The organism is Sandaracinus amylolyticus (assembly GCF_000737325.1).
GTDB classification, from domain to species: Bacteria; Myxococcota_A; Polyangia; order Polyangiales; family Sandaracinaceae; genus Sandaracinus; species Sandaracinus amylolyticus.
Window position 1 is genome coordinate 4,529,929 of the sequence record NZ_CP011125.1, and the last position, 16,042, is coordinate 4,545,970.

The window sequence follows — 16,042 nt, forward strand, 5'->3', positions numbered from 1 at the left end:
GGGCAGCGCTCACCGGAGCTCGACGATCTTCTCGCCGAAGAGCCGCTCGAGCGATGCGAGCAGCGCGTCGCTCGGCTCCACGCTGAGGCCGACCTCCGGCACCGACACGCTCCAGCGCTCGACGCTCGCGAGCTCGAGGCCGACGGGGCAGGGCCCCGGGTGCTGCTTCAGCGTGTCGCGCAGCGCGCGCAGCTTCTTCGCGTCGACGCGCTCGACGAACACCTTCACGCGCACGGCCTTCGTCCGCTCGCGGAGCGCCTGCGCGAGCGGTTTCACGTTCATCAGCGTGAGCTTCGGCTCGGGCGCGCCCTGTTCCTCTTCGGGCGTGTCGCGATCGCGCTCCCAGCGGAGGCGCGCCTCGAGATAGATCGGCTCGCCCGCCTGCAGCACCTCGCGCGCGCCTTCGATCTCGCGATCGCGCACGATCACCTCGACGCGCCCGTCGGCGTCCTCGAGATGGAAGAAGCCGATCTTGCCGCCCGTCTTGGTCGGTCGCTCGCGATACCCCTCGACGACGCCGCCGAGCCGGATCTCGGTGCCGTCGTCGCGCCCGGTGAGCGTCGCGGTGCTCGCGTTGCCGAACCGCGCGAGCTCGCTGCGATAACGATCGAGCGGGTGCCCCGAGACGTAGAAGCCGAGCGCGCTGCGCTCGCGCTGCAGCAACTCGCGCATGTCCCACGCGCTCACCTGCGGGAACGCGGAGCTCGTCGCGCGATCGACGCTCGCCTTCGCCGTCGCGTCGAAGAGCCCGAAGAGCGACGTCTGGCCGCTCGCGCGATCCGCGCTGACGCGCTTGCCGCGCTCGAGCGCCGCCTCGATCGCAGCGAATGCCTGCGCGCGCGAGATCTTCATCGCGTCGTGCGGCGCGTCGAACGCGCCCGACTGCACGAGCGCCTCGAGCACGCCCTTGTTCACGCGGCGCAGATCGACGCGCCCGGTGAAGTCGAAGAGATCCGTGAAGGGCTTCTCCTTGCTCTCCTCGACGCGCGCCTCGAACAGCGCCTCGAGAGCGTTGGATCCGATGCCCTTCACGCCGCCCAGCCCGAACCGGATCTTCGGGCGCATCGGATCGCGCAGCGTGCCGCCGATCGACACCGGCCGATCCGGACGGCGCTTCGGCGCGTGCTCGGCCGGGTCGTAGACGACCGCGAAGTCGATCTGCGACTCGTTCACGTCTGGCGGCAGCACGGTGATGCCCATCGAGCGCGCTTCCGCGACCGTGCGGACGACCTTGTCGATCTTGTCCTTGTCCGCGCTGAGCGTCGCGCAGACGAACTCGACCGGGTAGTGCGCCTTCAGATAAGCAGTTTGATAAGTGATCAGCGCGTACGCCGCGGAGTGCGACTTGTTGAAGCCGTAGCCCGCGAAGTAGTCGACGAGGTCGAAGATCTTCCCGGCCTGCTCGGCGGTGTGGCCGTTCTTCTGCGCGCCCTCGATGAACGTGGCGCGCTGCTTGGCCATCTCCTCCGCCTTCTTCTTGCCCATCGCGCGGCGGAGGAGGTCGGCGCCGCCGAGCGTGTAGCCCGCCATCGTGCGGGCGATCTCCATGACCTGCTCCTGATAGACGATGACGCCGTACGTGTCTTTCAGGACGGGCTCGAGGCACGCGTCGGGGTACTCGACCTTCACGCGCCCGTGCTTTCGCTGCACGAAGTCGTCGACCATGCCGGTGCCGAGCGGGCCCGGTCGATAGAGCGCGACCGCCGCGACGATGTCTTCGAACAAGTCGGGGCGCAGCTTCTTGAACAGGTTCTGCATGCCCTGCGACTCGAGCTGGAAGACGTTCGTCGTCTCGCCCGATTGCAGCAGCGCGAACGTCGCGCGGTCGTCCATCGGGATGCGCGCGAGATCGAACGCATCGTCCTTGCGGTCCGGCCTCAGGTTGATGAGCCGCACCGCGATGTCGATCACGGTGAGCGTCTTGAGGCCGAGGAAGTCGAACTTGACGAGGCCCGCGTACTCGACGTCGTCCTTGTGGTACTGCGTGACGTAGACGTTCGGCTCGGGGCAGAAGACCGGGACGTGATCCCAGAGCGGGCCCTCGCTGATCACGATGCCCGCCGCGTGCATGCCCGCGTGGCGGTTCAGATCCTCGAGCGTCATCGCGGTGTCGAGGAGGTCCGTGATCTGCGCGTCTTCCTCGTACGCCGCCTTGAGCTTGGGCTCCTGCTCCATCGCCTTCGCGATGGGCACCGTCTTACCCTGCACCGGGTCGGGCACCATCGACGCGATGCGCGCGGTGTCCTGCGGCTGCATGCCGAGCGCGCGACCGACGTCCTTCACCACGCTCTTGCTCTTGAGCTGGTGGAACGTCGCGATCTGCCCGACCGACGTGTCGCCGTACTTGCCGCGGACGTAGTCGATGACCTTGTCGCGGTTGTCCATGCAGAAGTCGACGTCGAAGTCGGGCATGGACACGCGCTCCGGGTTCAGGAAGCGCTCGAACAGGAGGCTGTGCTGCAGCGGATCGAGATCGGTGATGCGCAGCGCGTACGCCACGAGCGAGCCTGCGCCCGAGCCACGTCCGGGCCCCACCGGGATGTCGTGATCCTTCGCCCAGTTGATGAAGTCCTGGACGATGAGGAAGTAGCCCGGGAAGCCCATCTGGATGATGGTCCCGAGCTCGAAGTCGAGGCGCTTCCGGTACTCGTCGTGGTTGATGAGGCGGTTCGTCTCCGCGATCTCGCGGAAGCGCCCCTCGAGCATCTCGTGGGCCCGATGGCGGAGGAAGTCCGCCTCGGTCATCCCGTCAGGCACCTTGAAGCGCGGCAGCTTCGGCTTGCTCTTCGGGTCGCACGCGCCGCCGCACTTCTCGGCGATCTCGAGCGTGCTCTTGATCGCGTCGGGCACGTGGCGGAAGAGCTCCACCATCTCCTCGCTCGACTTGAGGAAGAGCTCGTGGCTGCCGTGGTGCGCGCGCTCCATGTCGACGTACGCGCGGCTCGCCCCGATGCACTGCAGGACGAGCTGCGCGCGCGCGTCCTTGCGCTCGAGGTAGTGCGCGTCGTTCGTCGCGACGAGCGGCAGCGCGAGATCGCGCGCGAGCTCCACGAGCACCTCGTTGAGCGGCGCGCTCTCGGGGAAGCCGTGATCCTGCAGCTCGACGTAGAGGCTGCCGGGCTCGAGCACGTCGCGCAGCGACGCGAGCGCGCGCCGTCCCGCGTCTTCTCCCTTGAGCAGCACCTCCTGCGCGAGGAAGCCGCCCATGCACGCCGTCGTGCCGACGAGGCCCTTCGAGTACCTCGAGAGCACCTCGAGATCGACGCGCGGCGTGCCGTCGTGGTTGCCCTCGACGAACCCGAGCGAGACGATCCGCGCGAGGTTGAGGTAGCCCTCCTGGCTGCCCGCGAGCAGCACGAGGTGCTGACACGGCTTGTGCTCGCCGCGCGGCGCGGACTGGACGTTGATCTCGCAGCCGACGATCGGCTTGATGCCCTCGCCCTTGCACGCCGAGACGAACTGCAGCGTGCCGTGCATGTTGTGGTGGTCGGTGAGCGCGACCGCCTTCTGGCCCAGCTCTTTGACGCGTTTCGCGAGCGCCTTGAGGCGGATCGCGCCGTCGAGCATCGAGTACTCGGAGTGGACGTGGAGGTGGACGAACTCCGGCGTGCTCATGGGAGTCGGCGATGGTGGACCGCTCCCGGGCGGGTTACAACGAGCGTCGCGCAGCGCGTCCTCGTCGCTTGCGCGGTCGCCACGGTGCGTGCTAACCCACGCGCCCTTCGAGGTTCAGGAGTCAGTCCGTCATGAAGAGCTCGCCGCTCGCGCAGGTCAAGGAACGCTTCAACGACAAGGCCGGTCTCGTCTCCGCGGTGAAGGAGCTCGCCCAGGGGGACCTCTGGATCGACCGCGTGGACGGGGACAAGGGCCTCGACTGCGTCTCGAACAAGAAGCTCCTGCACCTCCACGCGGTGCTCACGAGCGTGAAGAGCGAGTTCGGCGGCCGCGGCGGCCTGATCTCGGCGATCCTCGAGGCGGAGAAGCGCTCGAAGGACGAGGGGTACAAGACCCGCCTCGAGCGCATGTCGACGCCGCGTCTGGTCGATCAGCTCAAGGCGGCGCGCAAGGCCGCCAAGGCCGCCCAGGCCTGAGCCCGGTTCCAGCCGCACCGGAACGAACGCCGGATTCCTCCAGGGATCCGGCGTTTCGCGTTCCGTCCGCGCTCCGAGCCGACACTCTCGACAATCACGAACCTTTCGCCTAGACCGGTGTCACAAGGCGCGTGGCACGTACCGACCAGACGCCGCTGGGCATGCCCCAGGGCCCGACGTTGACCAGCGGACGCGTTGCTGGCGGGAGCCGCGCGGGGGACGAGATCGATCCCGAGCTCCTCGCGCTGCCCGCACCACCGTCGGGCCGCCGGATCGCGACGCTCACGCTGATGGCGATGGTCGTGGTCGCGTCGATCGCGCTCGCGACCTCGCTGCGCTTCGACCTCGCGTACTTCTTCGCGACCGGGCAGGCGCGCGATCTCGGGAGCGTGACCGCGATCGATCCCGCGACGCTCGAGACGAACACGTTCGTGCGCGTCGCGGGCACGCCGATGGCGTCGACCACCGTGCGCTACCAGCGCATCGTGACCGGCGAGAGCTACGTCGTGTTCCCGCTCGCCGGGCAGCGCACGGTGTTCGTGCACATGCCGGAGTCGCTCGCGCGCAGCGGCCGCACCGAGTTCGCGGGGCGGCTCGTGACGTTCGGTCAGCTCGGCGCGCGCATGCGCGGCGTGCAGGCGCACCTGGCGGACGAGATGGGCACGCCGGCGAGCGCGGAGTCGTTCGTCGTGCTCGTCGACGAGAGCCCGCCGTCGTACGCGTGGGCGCTCGGGCTCGTGCTGCTGTGCATCGCGTTCGTCGTGATCGATCTGATCCTCGTGCTCCGCTGGTTCCGCCCGCTGCCGAACGCGCCCGCCTGAGCGGAAGACGGATCACGTCGATCGCGCTCGTGTAGGATCGATCGCGCGATGCCGCTGCCGCCGATCGATCACGTCGCGCGCGCTCTCGTCGCGGAGGGCGCGCGCGATCACGCGATGCTGCTGCTCGAGTCCGCCGCGAGACGTCCCGGGCCGGATCGCGGGCGCTGCGAGGCTCTGCTGGGCGCGATGCGCGCGCGGCCACACGACAGCCCGAGCGGGCCGATGGTGATGCTCGACGCCGGGCTCGCGGAGGCGCTCGCCGCGGCCGGGATGCTCGTCGAGGCGCGAGCGGTGGCGCGCGGCGCGCGCATCGCGGCGAAAGGCGCCGTCGAGCTCGCCGCGGCGCTCGATCAGGTGCTCGAAGCGCCCCCACCGTCGGTGGCGGGCGCGCAGCGCGCGCGGTGGGACGAGGCGATCGCGGGAGCGGTCGCGGCGATCGAGCCGCTCGAGCGCGAGCTCGCGCTCTGCGATCCGTGGCTGCGTGCCCGGGTGCCGCTCGCCGCGCGCCTCTTGCGCGGGTTCTCGGTGCACGCGCCGACGGCGGCGGGCGCGTCGGACGAGGTCGCGATCGCGCGGCTGCCCGAGCCGCTGCGTGCCGCGATCGCCGAGCGCGTGGCCGATCGCGATCTCCCCGGCGCGCTCGCGATCGCGCGCGCCGCGCCCTCCGAGGTCTCGGGGAGCGCGGAGATCGTCGCGGTGCTCGCGCGCATCGTCGCGGCGACCGAGCGCATCGGCGACGAGCCGCCCGTCGCGAGCAAGGGCACGGTGCCGCTCTCGGGGCAGGGCTTCGTCGTGTTCCAGATGCGCATGGGCAATCTCGCCGAGGCCGAGCGTGCGCTGCGGCGCATGGTGCTCGAGCAAGCGAACGATCACGTCGCGCGCGAGCGGCTGCGCGATCTGATCGCGCTGCGCGGCGTGATCGATGCGCGCGGCGAGACGGGTGCGATCGCGAGCGAGCCGCCGAAGCCAGCGGGGTGGCTCGACAAGCGCAAGGCACGACCCACCGGCGAGGGCTGGGTGCCCGGCGCGAAGACGACGCCGGTCCCGCCCCCGAAGAACGAGTGGGACGACGAGGTCGCGACCGGCGTGCTGCTGCCCGAGCAGGAAGCGGAGTTGGTGCTGCGCAGCGGCCACCTCGAGCGCGCGCTCGAGATGTACCGGACGTTGCTCGCGCTGAACCCGGCGCGCGTCGCGCTCGCAGCGAAGGTGCGCGATCTCGAGCTCATGATCGCGCGCGGAGACGCGCCGCTCGCCGGCGAGGCGACCGTGCGCCGCGACGTGAGCGACATCGCGGACGCGCGCGAGGCGCGACGCTCCTACGTGGCGGTCGATCCGCCGACCGAGGAGACGCCGCTGTTCGACGACGACGAGCCGACGCTCATGGGCCGGCGTCCGAAGGGGCTCTCGATCGCGATCGCACCGCCGCTCGATCCGCTCGCCGAGACGCAGGACCGCGTGGTCGCGCCGCGGGTGGGCGAGGGCGTCGCCGTGCATCGGATCGTGCGGATCGGCTGAGGCGAGCCGATTCGGCTCACTCGAAGAACGACAGGTACCAGTCGACGATCGCGCCTCCGAAGAAGAGGAACTCGATCGCGCCGAGCGCGAGGAACGGCCCGAACGGGATGCGACGCGACGGGGCGTCCTCCTCCTCGTCCCCTTCCTCCGCTCCCTTCGCCGCTTCACCTTCGCGCTTCGTGCTCGCGACGTCTTCTTCGTGCGAGTGATCCGCGCTCGGTCCGATCTTCGCGCCCGCCGCGCGCGCGATCGCCCACGCGACGATGCCCTGGAACGATCCCGCGACCAGCGCGAAGAGCGCCCCGCGCCACCCGAGGAACGCGCCGATGTACATCGCGAGCTTCGAGTCGCCTTCGCCCATCCCGCGCTCGCCGGTGAGGCGCTCCCAGCTCCACACGAGCAGCAGCTGCACCACGAGGAACCCCGCGCCCGCGCCGAGCACGACCTCCTCGAGCGGCACGCTCGGCCGCCACGTCGCGGTCGCGAGCGCGAGCGCAGTGCCGCCGATCGACACCTCGTCGGGGATCTCCATCCACTCGAGATCGACGAACGTCGCGATGATCAGCCCGCCCGCGAACACGAACCACAGCAGCGTCTCGATCGCGGCCTCGCCGAGCTCGGTCATCGGCGCGGCGTTCACCACGAAGCGCTCCGCGATCGCGACCGCGATCACCGCCGAGAGCAGCTCGACGAGGAAGTAACGCGGCGTCATCCGCGCGCCGCAGCACCCCGCCTTGCCGCGCTGCAAGAGGTACGCGAGCAGCGGCACGTTGCGCCATCCGGGGATCGGCTTGCCGCACGCGGGGCAGTGGCTCGGCGGGCTCACCACCGACATCTCGCGAGGCCAGCGGTAGATCGCGACGTTGAAGAAGCTGCCCCAGAGCGCGCCGAAGACGAACGCGACGAGACGTGCGATCCACGCGGGGAGCTCGGACGCGAGCATCGAGGTGCCGATGGTAGACACAACGGCGCGGGTCGTCGCGCCTCTTCCGCGAGGCTATGCTGGCGCGCGTGACGATCGAGCGAGAGAACGAGGCGAGCGTCATCGACGCCGAGGTGACCACCGAGCCGGATCTCCATGCCGCAGAGATCGTGCGCGAGACCCCGCGCGCGCTCGCGCGTCCCGCGACCGGCGGGGTCGTCGTGTACGCGGCCGTCGCGGGCGCGGCGTCGGTCGTGCCGGTGCCGTTCGTCGATGCGATCCTCGCGAAGCTCGCGCGCGGCTCGGCGATGCGTCGCGTCGCCGCGCGTCGCGGCGTGCGGCTCACGCCGGAGGGACGCGCGGTGCTCGCGCGCCCCGGGCTCTCGTCGCCGCTCGGGAGCGCGCCTGCGCGCCTCTTGCGCTCCGCGATCACGCGCGCGCTCGCGCCGATCCGGATCGCCTCGCGCATCGAGGACGCGACCGCGACGTTCCTCTCGGCGCTGCTGCTCGATCACTACCTCGCGACGTCGGATCGCCGCGTGGGCGCGCCGCTCGGCGAGCTCGAGGCGACGATCGTGCGCAGCGCGATGGAGCAGGCGTGGGCCGACTCCGGGCTCGAGGCGCTGCGCACCGTGCCGGTCGGGATCGCGGAGCTGATCGCGCGCGCCGCGAAGGCCGCGTTCCAGCTCGACACCGAGGGGCGCGGCCCGGTCGAGCGCTTCGTCGACGCGCTGCTCGACGGCGCGGCCGACGCGCCCGACGATCTCGTGCAGCGCATGCGCGATCACTTCGACGCGGCGATCGCCGCGCGCTCCGGAGAGCTGGCGCGATGAACGAGCGGACGGCGCCCGACGGGCGTCGGGTGGTCGTGAAGGTCGGCAGCAAGTCGCTCGTGGGCGACGGCAGCGGGCCTCGCTTCGAGGCGCTCGCCAAGCAGATCGCCGCGCTGCGCGCGGAGCGTCGCGCGGTGCTCGTGGTGTCGTCGGGCGCGATCGCGCTGGGGCGCAGCGCGCTCGGGTTCGACAAACGTCCGACGGAGATCGCGCAGCTCCAGGCGTGCGCCGCCGTCGGGCAGAGCCGGCTCATGCGCGCGTGGGAAGAGGCGTTCGCGCCCTACGGCGTGCCCGTCGCGCAGCTGCTGCTAACGCACGCGGATCTCGCGGATCGCGAGCGCTACCTGAACGCGCGCGCGGCGCTCGACGCGCTGTGGGAGCTCGGCGCGGTGCCGGTGATCAACGAGAACGACACCGTCGCGGTCGAGGAGATCAAGTTCGGCGACAACGACCAGCTCGCCGCGATGGTCGCGACGCTCGCGGGCGCGGATCTGCTCGTGCTCCTGAGCGACGTCGAGGGCCTGCTCGATCGCGAGGGGAAGCGCGTGCCGCTCGTGAGCGACGTGAGCGAGGCGCTCGCGCTCGTCGGCGCGAGCTCGAGCGATCTCGGGACCGGCGGGATGGCGAGCAAGCTCGAGGCGGCGCGACGCGCCGCGAAGCGCGGCGTGCCGGTGGTGATCGCGGACGCGCGCGACGGTCGCGCGCTCGAGCGCGTGGTGTCGGGCGAGGACGTGGGCACGCTGATCGCGCCGCTCGGCGCGAAGCTCGCGAGCCGCAAGCACTGGATCGCGTTCACGCTGCGCCCGCGCGGCACGCTGCTGCTCGACGAGGGCGCGGCGAAGGCGATCCGCTCGGGCGGGCGCTCGCTGCTGCCCGCGGGCGTGATCGGGGTGCGCGGCGACTTCTCGCCGGGCGACGCGGTGACGCTGTGCGACGCGGCGGGCGCGGAGATCGCGCGCGGCCTCGCGCGCTACGGCACGCGCGACGTCGCGAAGCTCGCGGGCGCGAACACGCGGGACATCGCGTCGATCCTCGGCTTCCACGGCGGCGACGAGATCGTCCACCGCGACGACCTCGTGGTGCTCTGAAGCGCGTCGTCGCGAGGCGGAAATTCTCGTCGCGACACGCTCGCGACTCGTCGCGAGACGAGATTTCCGGTCGAGAGACGCCGGAGCTCGTCGCGAGACGGAAATTCTCGTCGCGAGACGCTCGCGACTCGTCGCGAGGCGAGATTTCCGGTCGAGAGACGCCGGAGCTCGTCGCGAGACGGAAATTCTCGTCGCGACACGCTCGCGACTCGTCGCGAGGCGAGAATTCCGGTCTTGGCACGCCGGAGCTCGTCGCGAGAGCAGAATTCCCGTCGAAAGACGGATTCTCCTGGTCGCGAGACTGCCTGCACCGCCTCGAGACGCACGCTCGCCCGAGTACGTCACCGAACGTGGATGGGGTCGAGGGATCACAGCTCGGCTCGCCCGCCGGCCCTCCCGTCCGCGCGATTCGCGCGCTCCCGTCCGGGACCGTCGGACGAGCACTCCGGCAGGGGTCAACGGGTGCGGACGTCGATGCGCACGACGTCGGAGCGCGTCGCGCCGCCGCGCGTGAGCGCGAACTGCGCCGAGACCTGCTGGCCGGGGCGCAGATCGCGCACGTCGCCGGGGAAGCCGTCGATCGTGATCAGCGTCTGCGGGCTCAGCCGTCCGGTGCGCTCGCCGCTCGCGGCGCGGATCACGATCGCGTTCTGCGCGGTGTCGATGCGCTCGATCGTGCCGGTGACCGTCGCGTCCTGGGCGCGCGCGCTCGACGCGAAGACGGGCAGGGCGAGCAGGGCGACGAACGAACGGCGCAGCATCGGACGATCTGGTGCCACGGATCGCGAGGTCACGCGAGCAGCTCTCTCGCGCGCGCACCGGCCTCGTCGTCGCGCGCCGCGAGGCGCTCGAGCGCGGCGCGCGCCTCGGTGCTGTCGGTTGCGAAGCGAGCGAGCGTCTCGGCGATCGCGACCGGATCGGCGCCGCGCGGGCGATCCGCGAGCGCGACGATCTCGGGCACCAGCGCGGCGATGCGCTGCTCGCCGATCGCGACCACGGCGTAGGTGCGCCCGTCGGCGCGCAGCGCCTTGAGCACGCTGCGCAGGCCCTCGACGCCGCGCTCGTCGCCGGCGCGCGCGAGCGCCGCCGAGGCAGCGGCCTTGAGCATCAGCGGCTTGAGGAACGCGCGGGCGATGCGCGCGAGATCGTCGCGCGCCGCGCCCTTCGGCGAGAGGGAGCCCAGCGCTTCGGCAGCGGCGAGGCCGCGCTCGGGATCGTCGAGCAAGCGGCGCAGCGTCGGGATCGCGCGATCGTCGCCGAGCGTCGCGAGCGCGAGCGCCGACTCGGCGCGCACTTCGGCGCTGGGATCGTCGAGCCGCGCCGCGAGCGCGTCGCGCGACGCCGGTCGATCACCGAGCAGCGCGAGCGAGCTCGCGGCGTGGGCGCGCACCCGCGCATCGTCGTCGTCGAGGCGGCTCATCACGTGGCCGGGCGCGCGCTCCGGCGAGAGCTCGGCGATCGCCGCGACGGCCTGGAAGCGCACCTCGGGCCGCGGATCGCCGAGCGCCGCGATCACCGCCTCGAGCGCGCGCTCACCGCCGATCTCGGCGCACGCGATCAGCGCGACCTCGCGCACGACCGGGTCCTCGTCGCGCTCGAGCTTCGCGAGGATCGCGTCGATCGACGCGTCGTCGCGAAGGCGTCCGAGCGCGACGAGCGCGGCGACCCGCACCACCGCGGCCTCGTCGTCGAGCCGCGTGCGCGCGGCCTCGATCGCGCGGGCGCGGAGCTCGTCGGTCTCGACGGTCGCGAGCACCTCGAGCGCCGCCGCGCGCGCCTCGGGCGTGCGCGCCGCGACGTCGCGGAGCGCAGCTTCGACCGTGGGCGCGAGCGGCGGAGGGACGAACATCCGATCACTTCACTTTGACGCCCGGGGTGATCTCCTTGTCGGGCGAGAGCACGCTGAGGCCCGCGTCGTCGCTCACCGCGAGCACCATGCCGTGCGACATGCGGCCCATCATCGCGCGCGGCGCGAGGTTCACGACCACCGCGATGCGACGGCCGACGAGCTGCTCCGGCTCGTAGTGCTTGCCGATGCCCGCGAGGATCGTGCGCGGCTCGGGCTCGCCGATGTCGACCTTCAGCTCGAGGAGCTTGTCGCTCTTGGGCACGCGCTCGCCGCTCTTCACGAGCCCGAGCCGCATGTCGACCTTCACGAGATCGTCGATCGAGATCACGCCCTCGGGCAGGGCGGCGGCTTCCTTCTTCGGTGCTTCGGGCTTCGCTTCCATCTTCTTCTCGCTCTTGCTCTTCGCGGCGGGCGTGCCCGCCGACGTCTTCTTCAGCGCGTCCGGCAACGGCGCGCCCAGGCGCTCGTAGATCGCGCGCTGCTGGTCCTCGTCGAAGCGCGGGAAGAGCGGCGCGCCGGGGCGCACGCTGGTCCCCCCGACGAGCCCGCCCCACGCGCTCGGCCACGCGTCGAGCCCGACCGTCGGCATCAGCGCCGGCAGGCCGAGCTGCGTGCGCATCGCGTCGGCCTTCTCGGGCAGGAAGGGCCAGAGCATCACGCTCAGCCAGCGCAGCGACTCGAGCACCGCGTAGCAGACCTCCTCCAGCCTCCGGGTGTCGCCCTTCTTCGCGAGCTGCCACGGCTCGGTCTGATCGACGTACTTGTTCGCCGCCGCGACGAGCTCCCAGATCGCCTCGAGCGCGCGGTGCGGCGCGATGTCGTCGAGCAGCTGTCCCGCGCGCTTCGCGGCGCGCTCCGCGGTCTGCACGAGCTCCTTCTCGCGATCTCCGAGCGCGCTCGCGTCGATGCGCGGGATGCGGCCTTCGAGGCTCTTGGGGACGATGCTCGAGACGATGCGGTTCAGCAGGTTGCCGAGCCCGTTGCCGAGATCGCCGTGATACCGCGCGAGCAGGTTCTGGTGGCTGAAGTCGCCGTCCTGACCGAACGCGATGTCGCGCATCAGGTAGTAGCGGAGCGCGTCGGCGCCGACCGCGTCGGCGATGGGCTCGGGCGGGAGGAAGTTGCCCTCCGTCTTGCTCATCTTCGCGCCGTTCACCGTCATCCAGCCGTGCGACCAGACCTGCGACGGCGGCGGCAGCCCGGCGCTCATCAGGAACGCGGGCCAGTACACGGCGTGGAAGCGGAGGATGTCCTTGCCGACGAGGTGCACCGCGCGCGCGTTCGGCTCCCAGAACTCCGCGTAGAGCGGCGCGCGATCACCGCCGAGCGCGCTGATGTAGTTCGAGAGCGCGTCGAACCACACGTACATCACGTGGTCGGGCGCGCCGGGCACGGGGATGCCCCAGCGGAACGTGGTGCGCGAGAGCGAGAGGTCGCGCAGCCCCTCGCGCACGAACGACTTCACCTCGTTGAAGCGGCCCTCGGGGCGCACGAAGTCGGGGTGCGACTCGTAGAACGCGAGGAGCTTGTCGGTGTACTTCGAGAGCCGGAAGAAGTAGCTCGGCTCCTTCACGCGCTCGACGGGACGGCCGGTGGGCGCCTTGCCGTCGACGAGCTCCTTCTCGGTGTAGAACGTCTCGTCGGCGACCGAGTACCAGCCCTCGTACTCACCGAGGTAGATGTCGCCGGCGGCCTCGCAGCGCCGCCACATCTCCTCCGCGAACTGCATGTGCCGCGGCGACGTGGTGCGGATGAAGTCGTCGTACTCGCAGTGGAGCGCTTCCCAGCACTGCCGGAACGCCGGGATCATGCGGTCGCAGTACTCGGCCGGGGGGAGGCCCTGCTCGGCGGCGACGCGCTCGATCTTCTGCCCGTGCTCGTCGGTGCCGGTCAGGAAGCGCGCGTTGCGCCCGCGCACCCGCGCGTAGCGCGTGAGCACGTCGGCGGCGACGGTCGAGTAGGCATGCCCGATGTGGGGCTTGCCGTTGACGTAGTAGATGGGCGTCGTGACGTAGAAGGGCTTCGCTTGCATCGCTCTGCTGCTCGCGCGTCGAGGGACGCCGAGCGTACATGCGCACCGCGCGCGCGCCAGAGCCCTTCTACCTGCCGATCTCGAAGAGCACGCGACCGAGGAGGATCTCCTTGTTCGCGTTCTGCTCGAGGCGCTCCTCGGCGTCCCGGATGCGCTCGCACGCGCGCGCCGCGCGATCGGCGCCGACCGCGGCGGCACGCGCGCGGATGCGCTCGGCCTGGTGGCGGAACGCGAGCGCCTCGTCGGGCACGCCGAGCGCGGCGGCGGCGACGTCGCGGTAGTACGTGCTCAGCGCGTCGAGGACGTGCTCGACGTCGGCCTTCTTCGCGAGCTCCTCCGCGAGCCCGATCAGCTCGCCGGGCACGCCGCGCGACGTGACCTCGTCGATGCGCAGCGCGCCGTCGAGGAGCGCGTCGGCCGCGCCTTCCTTCGAGAGCGAGAGCGCACGATCGGCGCGCCCATCCGCGAGCGCGATCGCGGCGGTGCGGTGCGCGGCGTCGGCGCTCTCGCGATCGAGGATCGTCGCGAGCGCGCTCGGTGGAAGGCGCGCGAAGCGGACCTTCTGGCACCGCGAGCGGATCGTGACGAGCAGGCGATCGGGGCGCTCGGCGAGCAGCACGAAGTGCACGCCGGGGCGCGGCTCCTCGAGCGTCTTGAGCAGCGCGTTCGCGCCCTCGGGGTGGTTCTCGGGGAACGAGACGTCGGCCTCGGGCAGGACGAGGAACGCGTGCTTCGCCTCGAACGGCGCGTACTGCGCGAAGGGCAGGATCTGCTCGCGCACCGTGTCGACCTGGATGTTGCGATCGCCCTCGTCGCGCGGTCGGAAGAGGCGCACGTCGGGGTGGGTGCCCGCGGCGATGCGGCGCATCACCTCGGCGCGCGAAGGCTCGGGCACGTCGGCGGTGAGGACCGCCTGGGCGAGCGCGATCGCCGCCTTCTGCTTGCCGACGCCGCTCGGCCCTTCGAAGAGGTACGCCGACGGCAGGCGATTGCGCGTCACCGCAGCGCGCAGGATCGCGACCGCGGTGTCCTGCGCGAGGATCGGGTCGAAGGGATCGCTCATGACGAAGGAGGCGGCGCGAGCTCGAACAGCGCGCCCGCCATCGACTCGACGGCCTTCACGAGCTCGCCCGAGTCGATCGCGTGATCGTCGACGAAGTGCTGCATCACGAGCCCGTCGAGCAGCCCGACGAGGATGCGCGGCAGGAGCTCGGGCGCGACCTTCGGACGCAGCCCGACGCGCGCGAGGTTCGGCAAGAGGCGCTCGTTCACCTGCTCGGCGGCGGTGCGGTAGTACTCGGCGAGGCGAGGGCGAAGCGCGGGATCGTAGAGCGCCTGGGCGAGCAGATCGGCGATGACCGCGACCTCGTCGGTGCGCGTGCGACGCACCTCCCAGAGCTCGCGGATCGCGGTGCGCATCGCCTCGAAGAGGTCGACCTGGAACGGGTCGCTCGCCGCCTGCTCCCACGCCGAGAGCGTGCGGTCGGTGATCGTCGAGAGCGCGTTCTCGAGCACCTTCTCGACGAGCGACTCCTTCGTCGGGAAGTGATAGTGGAGCGCGCCCTTCGACATCCCGGCCTCGCGCGCGATGTCGAGCAGCGACGTGCGCGCGTAGCCCTTCTGGGCGAGCACCCGCGTCGCGGCCGCGACGATCTGCGCTGCGCTCTTCTCGGATTTCGGATAGGGCGGCACGCGCTCGGAGATTCCGTGTCCGAGAGAGCTCAGCGCAGCGGCTGGCACGCGCGCGTGGCGAACGCGCCGGTCACGCCGCGGCACTCCTGGCCTTCGGGGCAGTCGCTCTCGTCGACGCAGACCGCGCGGCAGGTGTAGGTCTCCCACACCGGATCGGCCGGGTCCCCGGTCTCCGACGCATCCGTCGCGCACACCGCGTCGTCGACGCAGTCCTCCGTGCTCCCCGGACGCTCGCACGCCTCGCCCACGGCTCCCGCTCCGCTGCAGCCGGCGAGCGCGAGGAGGGTGGCGATCACGAGCGAGCACGGGAGCCAGGACGAGCGCATGGGGGACCTCCGGAGAGCGGCAGTACTACCCGAGCCGGGCCGCGCGGTGCAAGCGTGCCCCTGGGCGTGGAGCGTTGTGGCGTGCGTGCACGCGTCGATGTGGCGGCGATCGTGCACACCACCGACTCGCTGATCGGCCAGCCTCGGGTCGCCGTGATCGACGACCGACCACCGCGGGTGAACCTCGTCCTGCGGACTCTCGCCGGAGCGCGCTTCCGCGCGCGCGGCTTCACCTCGCCACGCGAGGCCCTCGACGTCCTGGCGTCCGTCCGTTTCGACGCCGTGATCACCGACCATCGCATGGGCGAGTTCGACGCGACCACGCTCTGCGCGCGCCTCCGCGACAAGCACGGAGCCCAGGCGCCGCGCGTCGTGTTGCTCACGCGCTCCATCCACGACGTGATGATCCCCGACCGCGAGCTCTTCGCGAGCATCCTCGAGAAGCCGGTCTCGCCCGCGGGTCTGCTGGTCGCGATCGAGCGGGCGCTCGCGCCGGTCCGCGCGGCGCGCCGGCTCGCCTGAGCGCGCTACTCCTCGTCCTCGCGCTCTCCGATCTCGTCGTCGTGCAGCCACGAAGCCGGGGGGCTCGAGGGCGCGGTGATGACGGCCGCGGCGCGGTAGTGCTCGTCGATCGTTCCGTCGGGGGCGCGCGTCCACTCGAGCACGGGCTCGCCCCAGGCGTTCCGCAGGACCACCCGCGTGCCGTTCGGTCGCGAGTGGAGGAGCTCGCGCGCGAGCTTCGCGAGGTCGGCCCCCGGCGCGATCGTCGTCACCACCCGCGGAATCTCCCCCTCGAGGAGCACTGCGATCCGCGCCACACGGGACTGCGTCCTCTTGCGCATCGAGCCCCCAGGATAGCCGCGTGCTCCAGAC

General features: G+C 71.5%; 15 protein-coding genes. 6 read left to right on the plus strand and 9 right to left on the minus strand.

The window, feature by feature from the left end:
- Nucleotides 1-9: 9 nt before the first annotated feature.
- Nucleotides 10-3,615: a DNA polymerase III subunit alpha gene (gene dnaE, locus DB32_RS19245; RefSeq protein ID WP_053233951.1), complete on the minus strand. Its 3,606-nt coding sequence runs from the start codon at nt 3,613-3,615 to the stop codon at nt 10-12.
- Between the two features lie 131 nt (nt 3,616-3,746).
- On the opposite strand from dnaE, the gene DB32_RS19250 reads away from it, so the two are divergent.
- The 3 genes from DB32_RS19250 to DB32_RS19260 all read left to right on the plus strand — a co-directional run bounded on the left by DB32_RS19250 (nt 3,747) and on the right by DB32_RS19260 (nt 6,427).
- Nucleotides 3,747-4,091, plus strand: coding sequence for a hypothetical protein (locus DB32_RS19250; protein ID WP_053233952.1), 345 nt, complete (start codon nt 3,747-3,749; stop codon nt 4,089-4,091).
- A 131-nt stretch (nt 4,092-4,222) separates the two neighbouring features.
- A complete protein-coding gene (locus DB32_RS19255; protein ID WP_053233954.1) occupies nt 4,223-4,912 on the plus strand; it encodes a hypothetical protein in 690 nt (229 codons plus the stop codon).
- Between the two features lie 48 nt (nt 4,913-4,960).
- Nucleotides 4,961-6,427 (plus strand): hypothetical protein, encoded by a 1,467-nt coding sequence (locus tag DB32_RS19260; RefSeq protein WP_053233956.1) that lies wholly within the window; start codon nt 4,961-4,963, stop codon nt 6,425-6,427.
- 16 nt (nt 6,428-6,443) lie between these two features.
- On the opposite strand, the gene DB32_RS19265 is transcribed toward DB32_RS19260, so the two are convergent.
- Nucleotides 6,444-7,370, minus strand: a complete 927-nt coding sequence (locus DB32_RS19265; protein WP_053233958.1) for a prepilin peptidase — start codon at nt 7,368-7,370, stop codon at nt 6,444-6,446.
- Between the two features lie 68 nt (nt 7,371-7,438).
- On the opposite strand from DB32_RS19265, the gene DB32_RS19270 reads away from it, so the two are divergent.
- A complete protein-coding gene (locus tag DB32_RS19270) occupies nt 7,439-8,182 on the plus strand; it encodes a hypothetical protein (RefSeq protein ID WP_157069180.1) in 744 nt (247 codons plus the stop codon).
- Nucleotides 8,179-9,270 (plus strand): glutamate 5-kinase, encoded by a 1,092-nt coding sequence (gene proB, locus DB32_RS19275; protein ID WP_053233963.1) that lies wholly within the window; start codon nt 8,179-8,181, stop codon nt 9,268-9,270. Before DB32_RS19270 ends, proB begins: the two co-directional genes overlap by 4 nt.
- Nucleotides 9,271-9,725: 455 nt before the next feature.
- Here proB and DB32_RS19280 read toward each other — a convergent pair whose 3' ends face one another.
- The 6 genes from DB32_RS19280 to DB32_RS48345 all read right to left on the minus strand — a co-directional run bounded on the left by DB32_RS19280 (nt 9,726) and on the right by DB32_RS48345 (nt 15,169).
- Nucleotides 9,726-10,031, minus strand: coding sequence for a hypothetical protein (locus DB32_RS19280; RefSeq protein ID WP_053233964.1), 306 nt, complete (start codon nt 10,029-10,031; stop codon nt 9,726-9,728).
- A 29-nt stretch (nt 10,032-10,060) separates the two neighbouring features.
- Nucleotides 10,061-11,119 carry a HEAT repeat domain-containing protein gene (locus DB32_RS19285; RefSeq protein WP_053233967.1) on the minus strand — a complete coding sequence of 353 codons (1,059 nt, stop codon included), beginning with the start codon at nt 11,117-11,119 and terminating at the stop codon, nt 10,061-10,063.
- Nucleotides 11,120-11,123: 4 nt separating this feature from the next.
- Complete coding sequence (gene metG / locus DB32_RS19290) at nt 11,124-13,151, minus strand: methionine--tRNA ligase (RefSeq protein WP_053233968.1); 2,028 nt, start codon at nt 13,149-13,151, stop codon at nt 11,124-11,126.
- A gap of 67 nt (nt 13,152-13,218) precedes the next feature.
- A complete protein-coding gene (locus tag DB32_RS19295; RefSeq protein WP_053233970.1) occupies nt 13,219-14,214 on the minus strand; it encodes a DNA polymerase III subunit in 996 nt (331 codons plus the stop codon).
- On the minus strand, nt 14,211-14,843 hold the full coding sequence (locus tag DB32_RS19300; protein WP_157069181.1) for a TetR/AcrR family transcriptional regulator: 633 nt from the start codon (nt 14,841-14,843) through the stop codon (nt 14,211-14,213). Before DB32_RS19300 ends, DB32_RS19295 begins: the two co-directional genes overlap by 4 nt.
- Before the next feature lie 29 nt (nt 14,844-14,872).
- Nucleotides 14,873-15,169: a hypothetical protein gene (locus DB32_RS48345; protein WP_053233974.1), complete on the minus strand. Its 297-nt coding sequence runs from the start codon at nt 15,167-15,169 to the stop codon at nt 14,873-14,875.
- An 81-nt stretch (nt 15,170-15,250) separates the two neighbouring features.
- On the opposite strand from DB32_RS48345, the gene DB32_RS48350 reads away from it, so the two are divergent.
- Nucleotides 15,251-15,691: a response regulator gene (locus DB32_RS48350; RefSeq protein ID WP_169791483.1), complete on the plus strand. Its 441-nt coding sequence runs from the start codon at nt 15,251-15,253 to the stop codon at nt 15,689-15,691.
- 5 nt (nt 15,692-15,696) lie between these two features.
- Here DB32_RS48350 and DB32_RS19315 read toward each other — a convergent pair whose 3' ends face one another.
- On the minus strand, nt 15,697-16,011 hold the full coding sequence (locus DB32_RS19315) for a hypothetical protein (protein WP_157069183.1): 315 nt from the start codon (nt 16,009-16,011) through the stop codon (nt 15,697-15,699).
- Nucleotides 16,012-16,042: the final 31 nt, after the last annotated feature.